Origin of the sequence: Pseudomonas sp. PDM16 (assembly GCF_014851865.1) — a bacterium.
Lineage (GTDB): Bacteria > Pseudomonadota > Gammaproteobacteria > Pseudomonadales > Pseudomonadaceae > Aquipseudomonas.
In genome coordinates this window covers 256,326-276,799 of record NZ_JACVAM010000003.1, presented here as the reverse complement: position 1 = coordinate 276,799, position 20,474 = coordinate 256,326, and the positions used below count along the sequence as shown (strand labels likewise).

Genomic DNA, 20,474 nt, shown 5'->3' with positions numbered 1-20,474 from the left:
ATTCATGACTCTGCGCGCCGCGCTTTATCTGTCTCTTGTCTGCTTGTTGGCGGGGTGCGTGAGAACTGGTGGTCCGGTGGACCCCATGAGCACGCGGGAGGGTAGGGAGGCCGCCCGTGACGCATACATTCAGCTGGGTGTCGGCCATATTCGCAATGGTTCTACCGAGCTTGCCAAGGCGCCTCTGCGCCAGGCCCTGGAGCTCGATTCTTCCAGCGCCGAAGCCTATGCCACTCTCGCGGTGGTCTATCAATATGAGATGGAACCCAAGCTCGCCGACGAGAACTTTCGTAAGGCCATTTCGCTCAGCAAGGGCGATGCCCGTCTGCTGAACAACTACGGCGGTTTCCTCTTCGAACAGAAGCGCTATGAGGATGCGTATGCCCAATACCTGAAGGCAGCCGAGGACACACTCTACGGGGAGCGCTCTCGTGTATTCGAGAACCTGGGGCTGACTGCGCTGCAGTTGGGGAAGCGTCAGGAGGCCAAGCATTATTTCGAGCGGGCGCTGCGCCTCAACAGCAGTCGCTCCGTTTCTTTACTGCAGATGGGCCTGCTGACGTTCGAGGATAAGGACTATGTGGCTGCCCGCAGCTATTACGACGGATATAGCCAGCAATCGCGACAGTCTGCGCAGAGCCTGCTGTTGGGTATCCGCTTGGCCAAGGTGTTCGATGATCGTGATCAGGCCGCGAGCCTGGGCCTGCAGTTGAAGCGCATTTATCCGGGAACCCCGGAATATCAGCAGTATCTGTCGGAGCAGTGATGAAAACCTCGCATCCAGAAGCCGTTGCCGCGCCCCGGGTCAACCCTGGGGAAACGCTGCGCAAGGTGCGCGAAAGCCGAGAGCTTGCGCTGAGCGATGTGGCCGTACAGCTCAACTTGACGGCTCAGTCTTTACGTTGCCTGGAGGAGGGTGCTTTCGAGCAACTACCAGGGCACACGTTTGCCCGTGGATATGTGCGTACCTATGCCAAGCTCATGGAGCTTGACCCTGACCAGCTTGTCAGGGAGTTCGACCACTACACGGGAACCGACGCGAGTGGCAGCAGCGTAGCGAGCCTCGCGCGCATTGAGGAACCTGCCCGCGTTTCACAGGGGCTGGTGAAGTTTTTCAGTGTGGTGGTGCTGCTGGCCATTGGTGGTGCTGGTTTTCTCTGGTGGCAGGGTGAAGCCGAGCGCATGGGCAGTGAGTCGACGAAGTCCAGCATCGAGCATGTAGAAGTCGAGGCGGCCGATGGCACCACCGAGCTCCATCCGCTGGGCGAGCCTGAGGACGAGGCAGTCATTGAGGCGCAGGGTGAAGATGCTGTCGAGCAGCCGCCCGAAGTCGCCTCCGGTGATGAGCTCGGGGCACCTGCAGTAGCCGATGCTGATCCTGCCGCATCGGCGACTCCGGCTCAGCCTGCTCCGCCAAGTCCTCCGGTCTCGGCGCAGACACCGAATGCGAGCGATGCTGTAGCTCCGCCCGTAGAGACTGAGAATGCTGTACCTCCGGCAGGCATAGCCGCCCAGGCTCCGGCTGCTCCGACAGCCGCTGTACCTGCTGTTCCCGCTGCTGGAGAGGCTTTGATCAACCTGCAGTTCACGGCAGACTGCTGGACCCAACTGACCGATGCCAACGGCAAGGTGTTGCTCAGCGCCCTCAAGCGCCGTGGCGATAGCGTCGAGCTGACCGGCAAGGCCCCATTGGAACTACGCCTGGGTTATGCCCGCGGCGCCGTGGTGCTGGTCAACGGCCAGCCAGTCGATGTCGCTTCTTCCACTCACGGCGAAACCGCCCGCCTCAAACTGGGGCAGTGAGCCAGATCATGCATTGCGAATCTCCTATCAAGCGTCGCCTGTCCCGAAAAATCTGGGTTGGCTCGGTACCTGTCGGCGGTGATGCGCCGATTGCTGTGCAGAGTATGACCAATACCGAGACCTGCGATGTCGATGCTACCGTCGGCCAGATCGAGCGCCTCGAGGCTGCCGGGGCCGATATCGTGCGCGTCTCCGTACCATCCATGGAGGCTGCCGAGGCCTTCGGTCAGATCAAGCGCCGAGTGAATCTGCCGCTGGTCGCTGATATTCACTTCGACTACCAGATCGCTCTGCGTGTGGCCGAGCTGGGCGTCGATTGCCTGCGCATCAATCCGGGTAACATCGGTCGCGAAGATCGGGTCAAGGCCGTGGTCGAGGCTGCGCGCGACAAGGGCATCCCGATCCGCATCGGCGTCAATGCCGGTTCGCTGGAGAAGGACCTGCAGAAGAAGTACGGCGAGCCGACGCCCGAGGCGCTGGTCGAGTCCGCTCTGCGCCATGTCGAGCATCTGGACCGCCTGAACTTCCCCGACTTCAAGGTCAGCGTGAAGGCCTCCGATGTATTCATGGCCGTCGAGGCCTACCGTCTGCTCGCCAAGCAGATCGAGCAGCCGCTGCACCTTGGTATCACCGAAGCCGGTGGTCTGCGTTCGGGTACCGTGAAGTCGGCGGTCGGCCTCGGCATGCTGCTGGCCGATGGCATCGGCGACACCATCCGTATCTCCCTGGCCGCCGATCCGGTGGAGGAGATCAAGGTCGGTTTCGACATCCTCAAGTCCCTGCGTCTGCGCTCTCGTGGCATCAACTTCATCGCCTGCCCGAGTTGCTCACGGCAGAACTTTGATGTGGTCAAGACCATGAACGAGCTGGAGGCTCGCGTCGAAGACCTGCTGGTGCCGCTCGACGTCGCCGTGATCGGCTGCGTGGTCAATGGTCCGGGTGAGGCCAAGGAGGCACATATCGGCCTCACCGGTGGTACCCCAAACAACTTGGTCTACATCGACGGCGCTCCGGCCTCGAAGCTGAACAATGAAAACCTGGTGGATGAGCTGGAGAAGCTGATCCGTCGCAAGGCGGCCGAGAAGGCCGAGGCCGACGCGGCCGTCATCGCCCGCGGCTGATAAGGAAGATTCGTGAGCAAGACCCTGCAAGCCATCCGTGGCATGAATGACATCCTGCCGGAGCAGACACCGGCCTGGCGCTATCTGGAAAGTACCCTGGTCAGCCTGCTCGACGGCTATGGTTACAAGGAAATCCGCCTGCCCATCGTCGAGTACACCGAGCTGTTCGCCCGGGGTATCGGCGAAGGTACCGACGTGGTCGACAAGGAGATGTACACCTTCCTTGATCGTAACGAAGAGTCCCTGACTCTGCGTCCGGAAGGTACTGCGGGTTGCGTGCGCGCCGTGCTCGAGCATGGCATGACCGGCGGTGGCCAGGTGCAGAAACTCTGGTACGCGGGCCCGATGTTCCGCTACGAGAAGCCGCAGAAGGGCCGTTATCGCCAGTTCCACCAGATCGGCGTGGAGGTCTTCAACCTGCCCGGCCCGGACGTCGATGCCGAGCTGATCGTGCTCACCGCGCGCCTGTGGCAGAAACTCGGTCTGACCGACGCCGTGACCCTACACCTCAACAGCCTGGGTTCCAGCGAGGCGCGCGCCGTCTACCGCGAGGCGCTGGTGGCCTACCTGCAGGAACGCTTCGAGCGTCTCGACGAAGACAGTCAGCGGCGCATGTCGACCAACCCGCTGCGTATTCTCGACAGCAAGATCCCTGAGACCCAGGCGCTGCTGGTCGATGCACCGCGCCTGCACGATTACCTAGATGCCGAGTCCGTCACGCACTTCGAGGGCCTCAAGGCCCGCCTGGATGCGGTTGGTATTCGCTACGAGATCAACCAGAAGCTGGTGCGTGGCCTGGATTACTATAGCCGTACCGCCTTCGAATGGGTCACCGACAAGCTGGGCTCCCAAGGCACCGTTTGTGGCGGCGGTCGCTACGACGGCCTGATCACCCAGTTCGGCGGCAAGCCGACCCCGGGTGTCGGCTTCGCCATGGGCGTGGAGCGTTTGGTCCTGCTGTTGGAAACCTTGGAACTGCTGCCAGCTGGGCTGAATACACCGGCAGACGTTTACCTGTGCGCTTTCGGCGAAGCGGCCGAGCTTGCCGGGCTTGGTCTGGCCGAGCGTCTGCGCGATGCCATTCCTGGCCTGCGCCTGCTGGTCAACAGTGGCGCTGGCAGTTTCAAGAGCCAGTTCAAGAAGGCCGACAAGAGCGGCGCGCGCTTCGCCCTGATCCTGGGAGAGGACGAACTGACCGCCCGCGTGGTAGGTTGCAAACCCCTGCGCGACGACGCAGAACAACAGAACATTGGCTGGGATGCGTTGGCACAGCACCTGGCCGCCTGCCTGCAGGCGTGAGAACAAAGAGAATCAAGGAGTTATTGGGGTGAGCATGACCGAAGAAGAACAGATTGCGCAGCTTAAGGATTGGTGGCAGCGCAATGGCAAGCCCCTGCTGACCGGCGGTGTGTTGGCTCTGGCCATTGTGTTTGGCTGGCAGGGCTGGCAGCGTTATCAGACGAATCAGGCGCAGAGCGCCGGTGCAATCTACCAGCAGATGCTGGAGGTTACCTTCACTGCCGATGGCAAGCCGGATATCGGCAAGGTGACCGAGTTGGCGGCGAAGCTGAAGAAGGAGTATGGCAGCACCAATTATGCTCAGTACGCCAGTCTCTTCATTTCCAAGCTGGCGGTGGACAACGGCAAACTGGATGACGCACTGGCTGAACTCAAGCCTTTGCTGGATAAGCCTGCCGACGAGACAGTCGGCGAAATTGCCCGCCAGCGTACCGCTCGTGTGCTGGCCGCACAGGGCAAGGCCGAAGACGGACTGAAGCTGCTTGAGGGCAAGGTCGCCAAGGCCTGGTTGGCCAGCCGTGAGGAGCTGCGAGGCGATCTGCTGGTGCAGCTTGGCCGTGGTGACGAGGCTCATGCGGCTTACCAGAAAGCCAAGGATTCTCTGGCTGAAGAGGCCGCAGTAGGCAGCTTGCAGATGAAACTCGACGACCTGGCGAAAGGGGATGCCTGACGTGATGCGTTGGAAGAATGCCGCCGTGCTGGCCCTGGCCCTGATAGCCGTGGGTTGCAGCAGCAACAGCAAGAAGGAACTGCCTCCAGCCGAGCTGCCCGATATCCAGGAAGAAGTGCGCCTGGATGCCCAGTGGAGTCGCTCCATCGGTGACGGGCAGGGTGAGCTGTACAATCTCCTGACTCCTGCGAGCGATGGCGACCGCTTGTTCGCTGCGGCTGCCAATGGCGACGTTGTGGCCCTTGATCGTCTGACGGGTGACAAATTCTGGGAAGTCGAGCTGGATCTGCCGATTTCCGGTGGTGTCGGTGCCGGCTACGGTCTGGTGCTGGTTGGTACCCTCAAAGGTGAAGTGGTGGCATTGGATGCCAGCAGCGGCGAAGAGAAGTGGCGTGCCCGCGTTACCAGCGAAGTGCTGTCCGCCCCGGCCACCAATGGCGATGTCGTTGTGGTGCAGACACAGGACGATCGCCTGATCGCCTTCGACGCCAGTACCGGCTCGCAGCGCTGGATCTACGAGAACAGCCCGGCTGTGCTGACCCTGCGTGGTACCAGCAGCCCGGTGATGACCAATAACCTGGTGATCGCCGGTCTTTCCAGCGGCAAGCTCATGGCCCTGGATGCGGGTCGTGGTATTCCCGTATGGGAGCAGCGTGTGGCTGTGCCGCAGGGTCGCTCCGAGCTGGAGCGCATGGTCGACATCGACGGCAATCTGCTGCTCACGGGTGGCAATGTCTACGTAGTCACCTACCAGGGTAAGGTCGCTGCATTCGACGCGGAGAGCGGCCGTCCGCTTTGGAATCGCGATGCTTCCAGCTACGTAGGTCTGGCTCAGGGCTTTGGCAGTGTTTACGTCAGCCTGGCCAGTGGCGCGGTGGAAGGGGTGGATGAAGGCTCCAACTCGGCGCTGTGGAACAATGACGCCCTGCAGCGTCGTCAGCTGTCCGCGCCTGAAGTATTTTCCAGCTACGTGGCTGTGGGGGACTTCGAAGGCTACCTGCACCTGCTGAGCCAGGTGGACGGCCACTTCGTCGGCCGCGAGAAGATCGACGGCGACGGCGTGCGTGTTCGCCCGCTGGTGATTGGTGACTGGATCTACGCCTACGGCAACAGCGGCAAGCTGGTTGGTCTGACCATCCGCTAAGCTGTTCTGCAATGTCCGGCCGCTGCCGTTCGACGGCAGCGGCCTTTGCGTTTTTTAGGAGGAGCCAATGGTTCCGGTAATCGCCCTGGTGGGCCGCCCCAACGTCGGCAAGTCGACGCTGTTCAACCGCCTGACCAGGACCCGTGACGCCATCGTGGCCGAATACGCGGGCCTGACCCGCGATCGCCAGTACGGCGAGGCCAAGTGGCAGGGGCGCACCTACATCGTCATCGATACCGGCGGCATCTCCGGCGACGAGGAGGGCATCGATGCGAAGATGGCCGAGCAGTCGCTGCAGGCCATCGAGGAAGCCGATGCCGTGCTGTTCATGGTCGACTCGCGCGCGGGCATGACCGCCTCCGACCAGATGATCGCCGAGCACCTGCGCAAGCGGAACAAGCGCAGCTTCCTGATCGCCAACAAGGTCGACACCGTCGATCCGGATATCGCCCGTGCCGAGTTCAGCCCGCTGGGCCTGGGCGACGCCCTGCCGATCGCCGCCGCCCACGGTCGTGGCGTCAGCCAGATGCTGGAAGCCGCGCTGGGCATCTTCCCGCGTGACGATGGCGAGCCCGAGCCGGTCGAAGGCGAGGAGGGCGTAGAAGCCCCGGCCGAGGAAGTGGTCGCCGAGGGCCAGGAAGCCAAGCGCATCCCCGGTCCGAGCGAGAAGGATGGCATCAAGATCGCCATCATCGGTCGTCCCAACGTCGGCAAGTCGACCCTGGTCAACCGCATGCTCGGCGAGGAGCGGGTGATCGTCTATGACCAGGCCGGCACCACTCGGGACAGTATCTACATTCCCTTCGAGCGCGACGAAGAGAAGTACACCCTGATCGATACCGCCGGCGTGCGTCGCCGCGGCAAGATCTTCGAGGCCGTCGAGAAGTTCTCGGTGGTCAAGACCCTGCAGGCCATCCAGGACGCCAACGTGGTGATCTTCGTGATGGACGCCCGCGAGGGCGTGGTCGAGCACGACCTCAACCTGCTCGGTTTCGTGCTGGAGACCGGCCGCGCGCTGGTCATCGCCCTGAACAAGTGGGACGGCATGGAGCAGGGCGAGAAGGACTACGTGAAGACCGAGCTGGAGCGCCGGTTGATGTTCGTCGACTGGGCGGACATTCACTTCATCTCCGCCAAGCACGGCACCGGCGTCGGTCACCTGTACAAATCGGTGCAGACCGCCTTCAAGGCTGCTGTCACCCGCTGGCCGACCAACCGTCTGACGCAGATCCTCGAAGACTGCGTGCAGGAGCACCAGCCGCCGACCGTCAACGGTCGCCGCATCAAGCTGCGCTATGCCCACCTGGGTGGCGCCAACCCGCCGCTGATCGTGATCCACGGCAACCAGGTCGACTCGGTACCGAAGACCTACACCCGCTACCTGGAAAACACCTACCGCCGCGTGCTCAAGCTGGTCGGTACGCCGATCCGCATCGAGTACAAGGGCGGTGAGAACCCCTACGAGGGCAAGAAGAACAAGCTCACTGAGCGCCAGGTGAACCGCAAGAAGCGTCTGATGAGCCACCACAAGAAGGCCGAGAAGAAGCGCAAGGACAAGAAGCGCTGATTCACCGCCGTTCTACCCGAAGGCGCAGGAGCAACAGCTTCTGCGCCTTTTTCATTGGCGCCGCTGCTGCATCCTGAGCGGGCCATCGGCTATCCTCGCGGCTCGCACCACGCCAGCAGGAAGTCCCGATGCTCGCCAGCAAGCTGCCCAATGTCGGCACCACCATCTTCACCCGCATGTCCCAGCTCGCCGCGGAAGTCGGCGCCATCAACCTGTCCCAGGGCTTCCCCGATTTCGACGGCCCGCAGGCCCTGCGCGAGGCCGTGGCCCGCCACGTGCTGGAGGGGCGCAACCAGTACTGCCCGATGACCGGTCTGCCGGCCCTGCGTCAGCAGGTGGCGGCCAAGATCGCGCGCAGCTATGGCGTGCAGCGCGATGCCGACAGCGAGATCACTATTACTCCCGGCGCCACCGAGGCGATTTTCTGCGCGGTGCAGGCGCTGATCCATCCGGGTGACGAGGCCATCGTCCTCGACCCCTGCTACGACAGCTACGAACCTTCGGTGGAACTGGCCGGCGGCCGCTGCGTGCATGTGCCGCTGGCCCTGCCGGACTTCGCCGTGGACTGGCAGCGCCTGGGTGACGCCATCACTCCGCGCACCCGCCTGATCTTCCTCAACTCGCCGCACAACCCTAGCGGCGCGCTGCTCAGTCGCGAAGATCTGGACCGCCTGGCCGCTCTGATCCGCGGCCGCGATATCCACATCATCAGCGACGAGGTCTATGAGCACCTGATCTTCGACGGCGCCCGCCACGCCAGCGTGCTATCCCACGAGGAGCTGTACGCCCGCGCCTTCGTGGTCAGCTCGTTCGGCAAGACCTACCACGTCACCGGCTGGAAGACCGGCTACGTGGTGGCGCCGCCGGCGCTCACCGCCGAGCTGCGCAAGATCCACCAGTACGTCAACTTCTGCGGGGTTACTCCGCTGCAGCACGCCCTGGCCGACTTCATGGCGGTAAGTCCCGAGCATGTCGAGGAGCTGCCGGCCTTCTACCAGGCCAAGCGCGACCTGTTCTGCGACCTGCTGGCCGGCTCGCGCTTCAGCTTTACCCGTGCGCCCGGCACCTACTTCCAGCTGGCCGACTATTCGGCGATCCGCCCGGATCTGGACGATGTGGCCATGGCCGAATGGCTGACCTGCGAACACGGCGTGGCGGCCATCCCGGTGTCGGTGTTCTACCAGCAGGCGCCGACCGAGATGCGCCTGGTACGCTTCTGCTTTGCCAAACGCGAGGAGACGCTGCGCCTGGCAGCGGAAAAGCTATGCGCGATCTGAGCCAGCTGCCCGACCTCGAACTGGCACTGATCCAGAGCGAACTGGATTGGCACGACGCCGCCGCCAACCGCGCGCGCTTCGAGCCGCTGCTGGAGCAGGCGCGCGGCGCCGATCTGGTAATACTGCCGGAGATGTTCAGCACCGGTTTCTCCATGCATTCGGCCGAGCTGGCCGAGGCGGAAGACGGCCCGACCACGGCCTGGCTGCGCGAGCAGGCCCAGCGAATTGGCGCGGTGGTCACTGGCAGCCTGATCATCCAGGCTGCCGATGGCAGCTACCGCAACCGCCTGTTGTGGGCGCGTCCGGATGGTTCGCTGGCGCATTACGACAAGCGCCACCTGTTCCGCATGGCCGGTGAGCACAAGCACTACAGCGCCGGCGAGGAGCAGGTGCTGCTGGAGCTCAAGGGCTGGCAGGTGCGCCCACTGATCTGCTACGACCTGCGCTTCCCGGTGTGGAGCCGCGACCCGCACAACACCGATCTGCTGCTCTACACCGCCAACTGGCCGGGCGCGCGGCGTCACCACTGGAACCGCCTGCTGCCGGCGCGGGCCATCGAGAACCTGTGCTACGTCGCCGCGGTGAACCGCATCGGCAGCGACGGCAATGGCCATCCCTACAGCGGCGACTCTCAGGTGCTGGATTTCCAGGGCGAGACTCTGCTGGCACCGGGCGACGCAGCCGGTGTGTTCCGCGTACGTCTTTCGGCCGCCGGACTTGCCCTCTATCGCGAGCGCTTCCCGGCCTATCGGGATGCCGACAGCTTCACTTTCGATACTCACTGACCAGGAGCCATCAGCATGGACGCCACCCCAGAGAACCCCTATCGAGCACCGGCCGCCGAGTTGCTGAGCACCGAGGACAGGGCGGTCGGCCCGCTCTACAGAATGAGCGCCGTCGGCATTGCCACCTTCTTCGGTACACCGCTGGCCGGAGCCTACATCATGGCTCACAACCTACGTGCTCTCGGGCAGCAGGATCGGGTGCGCAATGCCTGGTGGATGGGCATCGGCTTGTTTGCGCTGGTGATGGTGATTGGTTACTGGCTACCGGACGGTGCCAGCATGGGACTGACCGTTGCTCAGGTAATCGGCATGCATCAGTACGCCAAGTCTCTATACGGCGAGGCGGTTGCCGGGCACCTGGGGGGCTTCCGGTCCAACTGGCGGGCATTCGGTATCGCCCTGTTGTTCCTGTTGGCCTTCATCGTGGTGCTGTTCACCGTCGTGATGGTGACCGGTATCGGCGAGGGTGAGATGACAACCCTGGGTGGCCCTGTATCGGTCGAATAGCGTGGAGGTTACCAGCGCTATAGATGAAAACGCCGGGCTGATCCCGGCGCTTTCATCTGTGCTTACCTTCAGGCTGCGCTGGCGTTCTGGAGCGATGCCATGTCGATCACGAAGCGGTACTTCACATCGCTCTTGAGCATGCGCTCGTAGGCCTGGTTGATTGCCTGCATGGGGATCATCTCGATGTCCGAGACGATGCCGTGGGCGGCGCAGAAGTCGAGCATCTCCTGGGTCTCGGCAATGCCGCCGATCAGCGATCCGGCGATGCGGCGGCGCTTGAAGATCAGGCCGAACACGTCGGGCGACGGGTGCGGCGAGTCCGGGGCGCCGACCAGGGTCATGGTCGTGTCGCGCTTGAGCAGGTTGAGGAAGGGATTGAGGTCGTGCGGGGCGGCGACGGTGTTGAGGATGAAGTCGAAGCTGTTGGCGTGGGCCGCCATCTCTTCGGCGTTCTTCGACACCACCACTTCACTGGCCCCCAGGCGCAGGGCGTCATCGCGCTTGTTCGGCGAGGTGGTGAACAGCACCACGCGTGCTCCCATGGCGGCGGCGATCTTCACGCCCATATGGCCGAGACCGCCCAGGCCAACGATGCCGACCTTCTGCCCCGGACCGATCTTCCACTGGCGCAGCGGCGAGTAGGTGGTGATGCCGGCGCACAGCAGCGGCGCTACAGCGGCCAGTTGCGCGGGGTCGGTATGGCTGATGCGCAGGACGAAACGCTGCTCCACCACGATGTGCTGGGAGTAGCCGCCAAAGGTATTTTCGCCACCGAACACCGGGCCGTTGTAGGTGCCGGTGAAGCCGCTCTCGCAGTATTGCTCGAGGTTCTCGTTGCAGGAGGCGCAATGGCGGCAGCTGTCGACCATGCAGCCGACACCGGCCACGTCGCCGACCTTGAACGTCGAGACGTTGCTGCCGACGGCGGTAACCCGGCCGACGATCTCATGGCCTGGTACCGAGGGGTACAGAGTGTTGTTCCATTCGTTGCGTGCGGTGTGCAGGTCCGAGTGGCAGACGCCGCAGTAGAGAATGTCGATGGCCACATCGTCCGGGCCGACAGCGCGGCGCTGGATTTCCACCGGGGCCAGCGGGGTATGTGGGGCCTGGGCGGCGAAGGCGAGGGTCTTGCTCATGGAGTTCTCCCGAAGCGGATCAGTAAACGCAGGAGAGAGTAGAGCACGGGCGTGACAGGCAGCTTGCCCAATACTGCCGCATGCATGCCCATAGGTGCGGAACTGGGCGTGCCGCTTGAGCCTTGAGAGCAGAAACGAAAACGCCGGCCAGTGCCCGGCGTTTTCATTCGTGGCTGACCGATCAGGCGGCCTGCGATCAGGCGGCTTGTGCCTCGGCCTGCTCCAGCGCGCGGTTGAGTGCGCTGAACAGGGCGCGGAAGGTCGCGGTGGTCAGGTTCTCGTCGATGCCGATGCCGTGCAGCGGGCGGCCACCGTTCAGGCGTACCTCGATATAGGCCGCAGCCTGGGCGTTGGTGCCGGCGCTGATGGCGTGCTCGTGGTAGTCCATGATCTCGATGTTCTGCGGCAGGGCGGCGACCAGCGCCTCCAGCGGGCCCTTGCCGGTGCCGTGCTTGCGACGGGCTTCGCCTTCGTAGCTAACCTCAACGTCGACGGTGCAAATGCCGTTCTCTTCCTGCAGGCGATGGCCGGTGAGCACGTACGGGCTGTCGGCTTGCAGGTATTCGCTCTGCAGCAGGCCGTAGATCTGCTGGGCGGTCATCTCCAGGCCAAGGCGGTCGGTCTCGCGCTGTACCACCTGGCTGAACTCGATCTGCATGCGGCGCGGCAGGCTGATGCCGTATTCCTGTTCGAGCAGGAAGGTGATGCCACCCTTGCCGGACTGGCTGTTCACCCGAATCACGGCTTCATAGTCGCGACCGATGTCGGCCGGGTCGATCGGCAGGTACGGTACTTCCCAGACGCCTTCCGGATCCTGCTGGGCGAAGCCCTTGCGGATAGCGTCCTGGTGCGAGCCGGAGAAGGCGGTGTGGACCAGATCGCCGACGTACGGATGGCGCGGGTGCACTGGCAGCTGGTTGCACTCTTCTACCACCTTGCGCACGGCATCGATGTCGGAGAAGTCCAGCTCTGGGTCGACGCCCTGGGTGTAGAGGTTGAGCGCCAGGGTCACCAGGCAGACGTTGCCGGTGCGCTCGCCGTTACCGAACAGGCAGCCTTCGACGCGGTCGGCGCCCGCCATCACCGCCAGCTCCGAGGCAGCTACGCCGGTGCCACGGTCGTTGTGGGTGTGCACGCTGATCAGCACGCTGTCGCGGCGGGCGACATGGCGGCCGAACCACTCGATCTGGTCGGCGTAGTTGTTCGGAGTAGCGCACTCGATGGTGGCCGGCAGGTTGAGGATCAGCTTCTGCGCCGGGGTCGGCTCGAACACGCCGATTACCGCGTTGCACACCTCGACGGCGAAGTCGATTTCGGTGGAGCTGAACACCTCAGGCGAATACTCGAAGCCCCACTGGGTGTCGGGCTGGGCAGCGGCCAGACGCTTGATGGTGGTGCCGGCTGCCACGGCGATGGCTTTGACCCCGGCTTTATCCTGGTTGAAGACGATCTTGCGGAAGGCCGGTGCGCAGGCGTTGTAGTAGTGGACGATGGCCTTCTTGGCGCCCTTGAGCGATTCGAAGGTACGCTCGATGAGGTCGTCGCGAGCCTGGGTCAGCACCTGGATGGTCACGTCATCAGGAATGTGGCCGCCTTCGATCAGCTCGCGGACGAAGTCGAAATCGGTCTGCGAGGCGGACGGGAAGCCCACTTCGATTTCCTTCAGGCCCACGGCGACCAGGCACTTGAAGAAGCGCATCTTCTTCTCGGCGTCCATCGGCTCGATCAGCGACTGGTTGCCGTCGCGCAGGTCGGTGGACAGCCAGATCGGTGCCTTGTCGATGATCTGGTCCGGCCAGGTGCGGTCAGTGAGTTGCACCTGGGTGAACGGGCGGTACTTCTTCGAAGGGTCTTTGAGCATGGTCATCAGGGTAATCCTTGGGTCGGCGGCAGGCCGGGCGAATCGCGAAATCGAAAGGTGTGCGTCGGAGGCGGGATTCAGCCACGCAGTCGCGGGCTGACCAGACGTAGGCAGGCGTGTTGACGCAGCAGGATGAGGGTGTGGGCTATGTTCATGGTGTTCACCTTAAAGAGCGAGGTGAAAGCTGGCAATAGTTAAGGAAAAAACGCCAGTGGATATCGCGTATCTCCATCTGGCGATTTTTTATTGCATATATTCTCTGTTTGTCGAGATCTTATTGCATGGCAGTTTGCGCTTTGTTGCGCCAGACACTCACCTCGCCGCGCCCAGGCGCTGGAAGTCCGCGCCACTGGGGTTCTGGAACACTCGCAGGCCGAAGGCCGGCAGGATCGCCAGCAGGTGGTCGAAGATGTCCGCCTGGATGCGCTCGTATTGGGCCCAGGCCACGGTGTTGGTGAAGCAGTAGATCTCCAGCGGCAGGCCATTCTCGTTGGGCTGCTGGTGGCGGACCAGCAGGGTCATCTGCTGGTGCACTTCCGGATGCGTGCGCAGGTAGTGCTCGACGTAGGCGCGGAAGGTGCCGAGGTTGGTCAGCTGGCGGCCGTTGAGTGGGTCGCTGAGGCTGGCGTTGTATTGCTGCAGTTCGGCCTGCTTGTTGTCGAGGTAGTCGCCGAGCAGGTCGAAGCGGTGTAGCTGCGCCTGGGTTTCGGCATCCAGGAAGCGCACGCTGTTCTGGTCCAGGTGCAGGCTGCGCTTGATGCGGCGGCCGCCGGATTCCTGCATGCCGCGCCAGTTCTTGAACGAGTCGGTGATGAAGCGCTTGGTCGGAATGGTGGTGATGGTCTTGTCCCAGTTCTGCACCTTCACCGTGTGCAGGGCGATGTCGATCACATCGCCATCGGCGTTGAGCTGGGGCATTTCGACCCAGTCGCCGACGCGGATGATGTCGTTGGAGCTGATCTGCACGCTGGCCACCAGCGACAGTAGGGTGTCCTGGAAGATCAGCAGCAGCACCGCGGCCATGGCGCCGAGGCCGGACAGCAGGATCAGCGGCGAGCGGTCGACCAGGGCGGCGATGATGAGGATGGTGGCGATGGCGAACACCGCGATCTTGAGCACCTGCACATAGCCCTTGATCGGCCGCAGATTGGCGTCCGGGCGGCGCTGGTAGAGCGTGTTGATCAGGTTCAGCACTTCGCTGATGGCCAGCGCCAGGGTCAGGACCACGAAGGCGCCGCAGACGTTGCGCACGATCTCCGTCACTTCGCCCGGCAGGTTGGGGATCAGGGCGATGCCCAGCGACAGGATTAGCGCCGGCACTATGTTGGCCAGGCGCGAGATCACCGGCGAGTCGGCGATGCTGCGGTCCAGTTGGGTGGCGCGCAGGCCGCGGTACAGGGCGCGCAGGAGGATGCGCTTGACCAGCCAGTTGGCGATCCAGGCGGCCAGGGCCAGCAGGCTGAGGCTGATCAGGGTGTAGAGTTGTTGGTGCTGTTCGAGCCACTGCAGGGCTTCGCGATACTGTTCGGGCATGGAACTCCTCGAGCGGTTCGTGGTTTTCCGCAGGCGGCGGAAGGTAAGCGCAGCGCATTACCCTAACAAACCTGGCGGCTGGGCGTGGGCCATGCTTGTGTCCTGAGGTGTTTCTGTCGAGTGGAGGTGCCCATGAAGTCGACCCTGGCGCTGTGTGCGTTGCTGACGCTGGGCGGCTGTGCCTCCAGCGAGCATGTGCGCGATGCACAACTGCCGCTGGACCAGCACCTGGCCAAGCTGGGGCTGGTCCAGGGTGAGCCGCAGGATTCGATCAGCCGCTTCGAGATCGACGACTGGGACTACCTGGACAAGCGCCATATCGTGCTCGGCCGCGCGCCGGGGCGACGCTACCTGCTCGAGTTCAGCCGCGACTGTGATCGCCTCGATTTCAGCAGCAGCATCGGTTACAGCTCGACCGTTGGCCTGCTGACCCACCTCGACCATGTGACGGTGTTCGATGGCATGGGTGGCGTGCCGCAGATCTGCCAGATCGACAAGCTGTACAAGCTGGAAAGGGTGGAAAAACCGGCGCCCTGATCGGTATCTCACCAAGCCATTTCTAGCCGAGAGCTCTGGGCTGAGGGGTAAGCGGTCGGTGAAGAGGGCATCGGTAAGTTGCTGGCTGATGGCTGGTTATGTGATGATTAATAGCAATTCTCATTTGCTCTAAAGATCTTGATACCCGCGGGACGCCACCCAGCGGTGTGGTGACTGCCTGTGAGCTCATCTGCCTATGCCACCCCTCCAACGCTGGAGACCCTGTACTGCGACCACCACGGTTGGTTGCAGGCTTGGTTGCGCCGGCGCCTGGGGCACGCCTGCGATGCCGCTGATCTGGCCCAGGACACCTTCCTGCGCCTGATCGGCGGAGCCAGCCAGCCGCGTTTCACCAGCATGGGCGAGGCCCGCGCTTACCTGCGTACCACCGCCAGGAACCTGTGCATCAACCTGTGGCGGCGCCAGGAGATCGAGCGCGCCTGGCTCGATACCCTGGCGGCACTGCCGGAAGACCAGTACCCCTCCGCTGAGCGCCAGGCCGCAGTGCTGCAAGCCCTGGAAGAAATCAGCGGCATGCTGCAGACGCTGTCGGCCAGGGCGGCGCGCGGCTTCATCCTCGCGGTGGTGTGCGAGATGACCGACGATGAGGTCGGTGCAGAGCTGGGGGTTTCCGGGCGCATGGTGCGCAAGTACGTGGCTCAGGCCATGCTCGCCTGCCTGACCCTGCGCGCCAGCGCGACGGTCGCCGCCTTGCGCCAGGAACCGCTCGGCTGATGGAGAGCCGCGCCTACGAGCCAACCGTGCCGTCGCACGCCGTGCTGGAGCAGGCGGCCTACTGGTACGCCACCTTGCGCGACGGCCAGGCCAGTGCCCAGCAGCGCGCCCACTGGCAGGCCTGGTTGGGTGAGGACCTGCTGCACGAGCAGGCCTGGCGCTATGTCGAAGGTATCAGTCATGAATTCGAGCCGCTGCGGGGCCGACCAGACACGCGACTGGCTGCCGATGCGCTTGACATCGTTGCCGGGCGCATGCATTCGCGGCGTCGTCTGCTGACCGGGATGGCTATCATCGCCACCGGCAGTCTGTCTGGTTGGTTGGGCTGGCGCGAGGCGCTGCTACCGTCGAGCCTGATGGCCATCGGCGCGGATCATCACACCGACACTGGCGAGCAGCGTGAAATGACTCTGGCCGATGGCTCACGCGCCTGGCTCAACACTGCCAGCGCCATCGACCTTGCCTTCAGCGCCCGTGCGCGAGTCGTCACCCTGGTGCGCGGCGAGGTGTTCATCGCCACCGCCAAGGGCGCGCGGCCCTTCTATGTCGAGACCGAGCACGGTCGCCTGCAGGCCCTGGGCACGCGTTTCAACGTACGCCGTGATGGCGAGCGCACCTGGCTGGCGGTCTACGAGGGCGCGGTGGAAATTCGCACTGCCAGCGGAGAAAGCCGCGTGGTCGGCGCCGGCCAGCAGGCCCAGTTCTGCGCCGAGAGCATCGGCGACAGCCTGGCCGCCGACGCGGCCCGCGAAGCCTGGACCCAGGGCATGCTGTTGGCGGACAACATCTCCCTGCGCGAGGTCGCGCAGGAGCTGCGCCGCTATCGTCACGGCCACCTCGGCGTGGCCGACGAGGTGGCCGATCTGCGGGTGTACGGCAACTTCCCCATTCAGGACTCCGAGCGTGTGCTGCGTATGCTGGCCTCGGCGCTGCCGATCCGTATCGAACAGCCCTTGCCCTGGTGGGCGAGCATCGAAGCCCGGTACTGAGCCGGGCGGGAAAAATAATTCAGGAAGAGGTTCCGGGTTTCGTCTGCTCGCTGGTTTACCCAGTAAGAAGACATGAAACATCGCCGAATCGGCGCTTCGAGTGGCCGTGTGGCATCGCCTGTTGAGGGTCTTCGCTCATTCACCCTTGCCCCAGAGGAATGCCGTCCATGTCCCACCGCTGTCACCAGCGTGCTGCCCGTTCGGGTGTCGCCGCACACGTCTTTGCCCTGCGTCCGCTGACCCTGGCGCTTCACCTGGCGCTGCTGGGCAGTGCCGTGAGCCTGGCCAGTTGGTCTCCGCTCGCCATGGCCGAGGGCAGCGCAGCCACCGCCTCCGTGCGCAGCTACGACATTCCGGCAGGTCCCTTGGCCAGCGCGCTGACGCGCTTCTCCCATGAGGCAGGCGTATACCTAGTCGGCGCTGGCAGTCTGGCCGAGGGAGTGACCAGCCCGGGCTTGCAGGGCAGCTATACCGTATCCGCCGGACTGGCCCTGCTGCTTGCAGGTACTGGTCTGGAAGCGGTTCAGCAGGGCGATGGCAGCTATGGACTGCAGCCGGCACCCAATGGGGAGGCATTCCGTCTCTCTCCCGTTATCGTCAACTCTCAGGCGGCCGCGGAAGATACCTCCAGCTCTGTAGTAGCCCAGGAGCTCTGGGTCGGCGGCAAGGTGGCGACCAGCATTCTCAACACCCCGGCATCGGTCTCCGTGGTGACCCAGAAGGAAGTCGAGCAGCGCAGCGCCAGCACGACCGAGGAGATTCTGCAGTACACGCCGGGCGTCATCACCGACTACTACGGCACCGATGACCGCAACGACTACTTCCAGATTCGCGGCTTCCAGGCCACCACCTACCGTGACGGCCTGACCCTGGGTTCGATGCGCGGCGTGCGCGAGGAGCCGTTCGCCTACGAGCGCGTCGAAGTGCTGCGTGGCGCCAACTCCACGCTGTTCGGCCCGGCCGACCCGGGCGGCTCGGTGAACTTCGTGACCAAGCAGCCGCGCTTCAGCAAGTTCGGCCAGGTCTATGCCACCTACGGCTCGTTCAACCACATGGAGTCCGGCCTGGATACCGGTGATGCGAACGAGGAGCAGACCCTGGCCTACCGCTTCACCGGCAAGTTCCAGGACAGCGACCGCGAGTACGACCACTCCCAGGACGACAACAACTTCCTGATGGGCGGCCTGACCTGGGCGCCGACGGCCTATACCTCGGCCACCCTGGTGGTGGATCACCTGCGCCAGGACAACACGCCCAACAGTGGCGGTTATCCGATGGACCGCGAGTACGACCGCGACGAGTTCTTCGGCGAGCCGAGCTACAACTTCCACGATGTCGAGCGCACCAACGTCAGTGCCAACTTCAGCCATGATTTCGACAACGGCTTCACCCTGCGCAGCAACATGCGCCACAGCGACCTGAGCGATGAGTACGGCTACGTCTACATCAGCGATGCTGCCGGCCATACCGGCAACGTGGTCAATCGTGGCTACCTGGGTTCCGATAGCGAGGCAGAACAGTTCAACGGCAACGTGATCCTGCAGTACGACGCGCGCTTCGAGAACATCGACAGCAGCAGCATCGTCGGCGTGGAGTACCTCGATGCCTCCGCCCAGAACGTCTCCGTCTATGGCGACGCCGATCCCATCGACGTGACCAATCCTATCTACCGTGGCGTTTCGCCAGCGATCGTCTACGAGGACAAGGATCGGGACAACACCACCAAATCGGTCTTCCTGCAGCAGAACCTGTCGTTCTACGAGCGTTTCATCGTCACCGTCGGCATGCGCCATGACTCGATGGACGTTTCTGAAACGGATCACCTGGCTGGGGCCAAGACCTCTGACAGTTTCTCGGAAAACTCTTTCCGTGGCGCGCTGACCTACATCGTCAACGATGAGGTTTCCACCTACGTCAGCATGGTGGAGTCGGTTGCCCCGCCTGAGGTCGGTGTCACTCCGGAGCGTGGCAAGCAGTACGAAGTGGGCGTGAAGTATTCGCCGCTGGCGATGAATGCGCTGTTCTCCGCCGCCATCTACGAGTTGACTCAGGAGGATGTCGCCACCGCAGTCGTACAGTCGAACGGGCTTATCGAGCAGCAGACCGTGGGCGAGCAGCGCGTGCGCGGCCTCGATCTGGAGGCCAAGGCCGAGCTGACGGAAAACCTGAGCCTGATCGGCGGTTACTCCTACATGGATACCGAGGTGCTGCGCGGTGCGCTGCAGTCCTGGACCGGGGCGGGTTATGAGGCGGTATCGATCAAGGGTAACGAGCTGGTCTCCGCACCCAAGCACTCTGCTTCGCTGTGGAGCTATTACAGCGTGCCGGGAACCGATGTCAGCGTCGGCCTGGGCGCTCGTTATGTCGGCTCCTACAATTTCAGCGACTTCAACAACACCGGCGAGAGCGATGCCACCACGCTGTTCGATGCCGCATTCAACTACCAGATCGTCAAGGGCACTGACCTGGCCATCAACGTCAGCAACCTGTTCGACGAGCAGCATGTGGTCGGTCGCGGTAGCGCGAACTACTACAACCCGGGGCGCGAGATCACGGCCAAGGTGAGCTACAACTGGTAAGCCTGTGGCGCGCTGCCCTCGGGGAGCGCGGCCTGTGCGAAACCGCGAAATGAAAAGACCGCCTGGGGCAACCCGGCGGTCTTTTTTTATTGGGTCTCCGCTGGCGGATGCTTCAGGGCTTGAACGCGCCGATGAAGATCGCCGGGTCGACCCGCGCGTCGTTGAGGCTGACATTCCAGTGCATGTGCGGCCCGGTGGCGCGGCCGGTGGCGCCAACCTTGCCGACCACGCCGCCGCGCGGCAGCTCCTGGCCCAGTTGCACGTCGATCTTGGACATATGGCAGAACATGCTGATCAGGCCCTGGCCGTGGTCGACGAATACTGTCTTGCCATTGAAGAAGTAGTCGCCGATCAGGATCACCTTGCCGGCTGCCGGGGCCTTGATCGGCGTGCCGGCACCGACGGCGAAGTCCAGGCCGGAGTGAGGATTGCGCTCCTCGCCGTTGAAGAAGCGGCGCAGCCCGAAGGGCGAGGACAGCGGTCCGTTGACCGGCTTGTCGAACAGCAGATTGCTCGGCTGGCGGGCGCTGAACTGCTGGTAGGCTCGGGTCTGCTCGGCCAGCTCGCGCTCGATGCGCGCTAGGTTCTTCGCGCTCGGATTGACCTGTTCCTGGTTCTTCAGGGTAATGCGCTGCTCGCGGTAGTGCTTGGCGCCGACCTGGAAGCTCAGCGCCTGGCCGTTGGCCTCGATCTGCTGCTGGCCGGGCTTGACCGTCAGTGGGATGCCGACGATGGCGATCCAGCGCTTGCCTTCTTCCTTGACCACCAACACCGGCTTGCCCTGGTAGCGAGCCTGCGGCGCAGCAGGGCCGTCGCCCAGGTCGAGCACGGCGACGCCGCCGGGCACCGGCTTGTTCAGCAGGCGGGTGATAAAGCCCTCAGCATGAGCGGGCAGGGCGAGGCAGAGCAGCAGGGCGATAAGCGGGCGCAC

General features: G+C 63.6%; 18 protein-coding genes. 14 read left to right on the top strand and 4 right to left on the bottom strand.

Translation table 11 applies throughout. The annotated features are described in order from the left end of the window. Positions 1-4 precede the first annotated feature (4 nt). From pilW to IB234_RS13245, 10 genes are all read left to right on the top strand, one after another. Positions 5-766, top strand: a complete 762-nt coding sequence (gene pilW / locus IB234_RS13290) for a type IV pilus biogenesis/stability protein PilW (protein ID WP_192318365.1) — start codon at positions 5-7, stop codon at positions 764-766. After that, positions 763-1,803, top strand: coding sequence for a RodZ family helix-turn-helix domain-containing protein (locus tag IB234_RS13285; RefSeq protein WP_318652017.1), 1,041 nt, complete (start codon positions 763-765; stop codon positions 1,801-1,803). Before pilW ends, IB234_RS13285 begins: the two co-directional genes overlap by 4 nt. An 8-nt stretch (positions 1,804-1,811) precedes the next feature. Continuing rightward, the gene (ispG, locus tag IB234_RS13280; RefSeq protein ID WP_192318361.1) at positions 1,812-2,924 is read left to right on the top strand and encodes a flavodoxin-dependent (E)-4-hydroxy-3-methylbut-2-enyl-diphosphate synthase; all 1,113 of its coding nucleotides are present in this window, start codon (positions 1,812-1,814) and stop codon (positions 2,922-2,924) included. A 12-nt stretch (positions 2,925-2,936) separates the two neighbouring features. After that, positions 2,937-4,223 (top strand): histidine--tRNA ligase, encoded by a 1,287-nt coding sequence (hisS, locus tag IB234_RS13275; protein WP_192318359.1) that lies wholly within the window; start codon positions 2,937-2,939, stop codon positions 4,221-4,223. A gap of 34 nt (positions 4,224-4,257) precedes the next feature. Next, positions 4,258-4,893, top strand: coding sequence for a tetratricopeptide repeat protein (locus IB234_RS13270; RefSeq protein WP_192318357.1), 636 nt, complete (start codon positions 4,258-4,260; stop codon positions 4,891-4,893). Continuing rightward, positions 4,886-6,037: an outer membrane protein assembly factor BamB gene (bamB, locus tag IB234_RS13265; protein ID WP_192318355.1), complete on the top strand. Its 1,152-nt coding sequence runs from the start codon at positions 4,886-4,888 to the stop codon at positions 6,035-6,037. Before IB234_RS13270 ends, bamB begins: the two co-directional genes overlap by 8 nt. Positions 6,038-6,104: 67 nt before the next feature. Next, the gene (gene der, locus IB234_RS13260; RefSeq protein WP_192318353.1) at positions 6,105-7,604 is read left to right on the top strand and encodes a ribosome biogenesis GTPase Der; all 1,500 of its coding nucleotides are present in this window, start codon (positions 6,105-6,107) and stop codon (positions 7,602-7,604) included. Positions 7,605-7,732: 128 nt separating this feature from the next. After that, the gene (locus tag IB234_RS13255; RefSeq protein ID WP_192318351.1) at positions 7,733-8,881 is read left to right on the top strand and encodes a pyridoxal phosphate-dependent aminotransferase; all 1,149 of its coding nucleotides are present in this window, start codon (positions 7,733-7,735) and stop codon (positions 8,879-8,881) included. Further along, positions 8,869-9,666 (top strand): amidohydrolase, encoded by a 798-nt coding sequence (locus IB234_RS13250; RefSeq protein ID WP_192318349.1) that lies wholly within the window; start codon positions 8,869-8,871, stop codon positions 9,664-9,666. Before IB234_RS13255 ends, IB234_RS13250 begins: the two co-directional genes overlap by 13 nt. A 15-nt stretch (positions 9,667-9,681) precedes the next feature. Next, positions 9,682-10,173, top strand: a complete 492-nt coding sequence (locus tag IB234_RS13245) for a hypothetical protein (RefSeq protein WP_192318347.1) — start codon at positions 9,682-9,684, stop codon at positions 10,171-10,173. 68 nt (positions 10,174-10,241) lie between these two features. Here the strand turns inward: IB234_RS13245 and IB234_RS13240 are convergent, their stop codons facing one another. The 3 genes from IB234_RS13240 to IB234_RS13230 form a co-directional block, all read right to left on the bottom strand. Then, complete coding sequence (locus IB234_RS13240) at positions 10,242-11,309, bottom strand: NAD(P)-dependent alcohol dehydrogenase (RefSeq protein ID WP_192318345.1); 1,068 nt, start codon at positions 11,307-11,309, stop codon at positions 10,242-10,244. A 196-nt stretch (positions 11,310-11,505) separates the two neighbouring features. Further along, positions 11,506-13,176, bottom strand: a complete 1,671-nt coding sequence (gene leuA / locus IB234_RS13235; protein ID WP_192318343.1) for a 2-isopropylmalate synthase — start codon at positions 13,174-13,176, stop codon at positions 11,506-11,508. A gap of 306 nt (positions 13,177-13,482) precedes the next feature. Continuing rightward, positions 13,483-14,703, bottom strand: coding sequence for a mechanosensitive ion channel family protein (locus tag IB234_RS13230; protein WP_192318341.1), 1,221 nt, complete (start codon positions 14,701-14,703; stop codon positions 13,483-13,485). Positions 14,704-14,835: 132 nt separating this feature from the next. Here IB234_RS13230 and IB234_RS13225 point away from each other — a divergent pair, with 132 nt between their 5' ends. From IB234_RS13225 to IB234_RS13210, 4 genes are all read left to right on the top strand, one after another. After that, positions 14,836-15,240, top strand: coding sequence for a DUF6491 family protein (locus tag IB234_RS13225; RefSeq protein ID WP_192318339.1), 405 nt, complete (start codon positions 14,836-14,838; stop codon positions 15,238-15,240). Positions 15,241-15,420: 180 nt separating this feature from the next. Next, complete coding sequence (locus IB234_RS13220) at positions 15,421-15,975, top strand: sigma-70 family RNA polymerase sigma factor (RefSeq protein WP_192318337.1); 555 nt, start codon at positions 15,421-15,423, stop codon at positions 15,973-15,975. Next, complete coding sequence (locus IB234_RS13215; RefSeq protein WP_192318335.1) at positions 15,975-16,964, top strand: FecR domain-containing protein; 990 nt, start codon at positions 15,975-15,977, stop codon at positions 16,962-16,964. Before IB234_RS13220 ends, IB234_RS13215 begins: the two co-directional genes overlap by 1 nt. Positions 16,965-17,131: 167 nt before the next feature. Beyond that, a complete protein-coding gene (locus tag IB234_RS13210; protein ID WP_192318333.1) occupies positions 17,132-19,543 on the top strand; it encodes a TonB-dependent siderophore receptor in 2,412 nt (803 codons plus the stop codon). Between the two features lie 112 nt (positions 19,544-19,655). Here the strand turns inward: IB234_RS13210 and IB234_RS13205 are convergent, their stop codons facing one another. Beyond that, positions 19,656-20,474 (bottom strand): peptidoglycan DD-metalloendopeptidase family protein, encoded by an 819-nt coding sequence (locus tag IB234_RS13205; protein ID WP_192318331.1) that lies wholly within the window; start codon positions 20,472-20,474, stop codon positions 19,656-19,658.

Coding starts and splice junctions, on each gene's coding strand:
- pilW (WP_192318365.1), top strand. CDS start 5: ATGACTCTGCGCGCCGCGCTTTATCTGTCTCTTGTCTGCTTGTTGGCG.
- ispG (WP_192318361.1), top strand. CDS start 1,812: ATGCATTGCGAATCTCCTATCAAGCGTCGCCTGTCCCGAAAAATCTGG.
- IB234_RS13270 (WP_192318357.1), top strand. CDS start 4,258: ATGACCGAAGAAGAACAGATTGCGCAGCTTAAGGATTGGTGGCAGCGC.
- bamB (WP_192318355.1), top strand. CDS start 4,886: ATGCCTGACGTGATGCGTTGGAAGAATGCCGCCGTGCTGGCCCTGGCC.
- der (WP_192318353.1), top strand. CDS start 6,105: ATGGTTCCGGTAATCGCCCTGGTGGGCCGCCCCAACGTCGGCAAGTCG.
- IB234_RS13255 (WP_192318351.1), top strand. CDS start 7,733: ATGCTCGCCAGCAAGCTGCCCAATGTCGGCACCACCATCTTCACCCGC.
- IB234_RS13250 (WP_192318349.1), top strand. CDS start 8,869: ATGCGCGATCTGAGCCAGCTGCCCGACCTCGAACTGGCACTGATCCAG.
- IB234_RS13245 (WP_192318347.1), top strand. CDS start 9,682: ATGGACGCCACCCCAGAGAACCCCTATCGAGCACCGGCCGCCGAGTTG.
- IB234_RS13240 (WP_192318345.1), bottom strand. CDS start 11,309: ATGAGCAAGACCCTCGCCTTCGCCGCCCAGGCCCCACATACCCCGCTG.
- leuA (WP_192318343.1), bottom strand. CDS start 13,176: ATGACCATGCTCAAAGACCCTTCGAAGAAGTACCGCCCGTTCACCCAG.
- IB234_RS13230 (WP_192318341.1), bottom strand. CDS start 14,703: ATGCCCGAACAGTATCGCGAAGCCCTGCAGTGGCTCGAACAGCACCAA.
- IB234_RS13225 (WP_192318339.1), top strand. CDS start 14,836: ATGAAGTCGACCCTGGCGCTGTGTGCGTTGCTGACGCTGGGCGGCTGT.
- IB234_RS13215 (WP_192318335.1), top strand. CDS start 15,975: ATGGAGAGCCGCGCCTACGAGCCAACCGTGCCGTCGCACGCCGTGCTG.
- IB234_RS13210 (WP_192318333.1), top strand. CDS start 17,132: ATGTCCCACCGCTGTCACCAGCGTGCTGCCCGTTCGGGTGTCGCCGCA.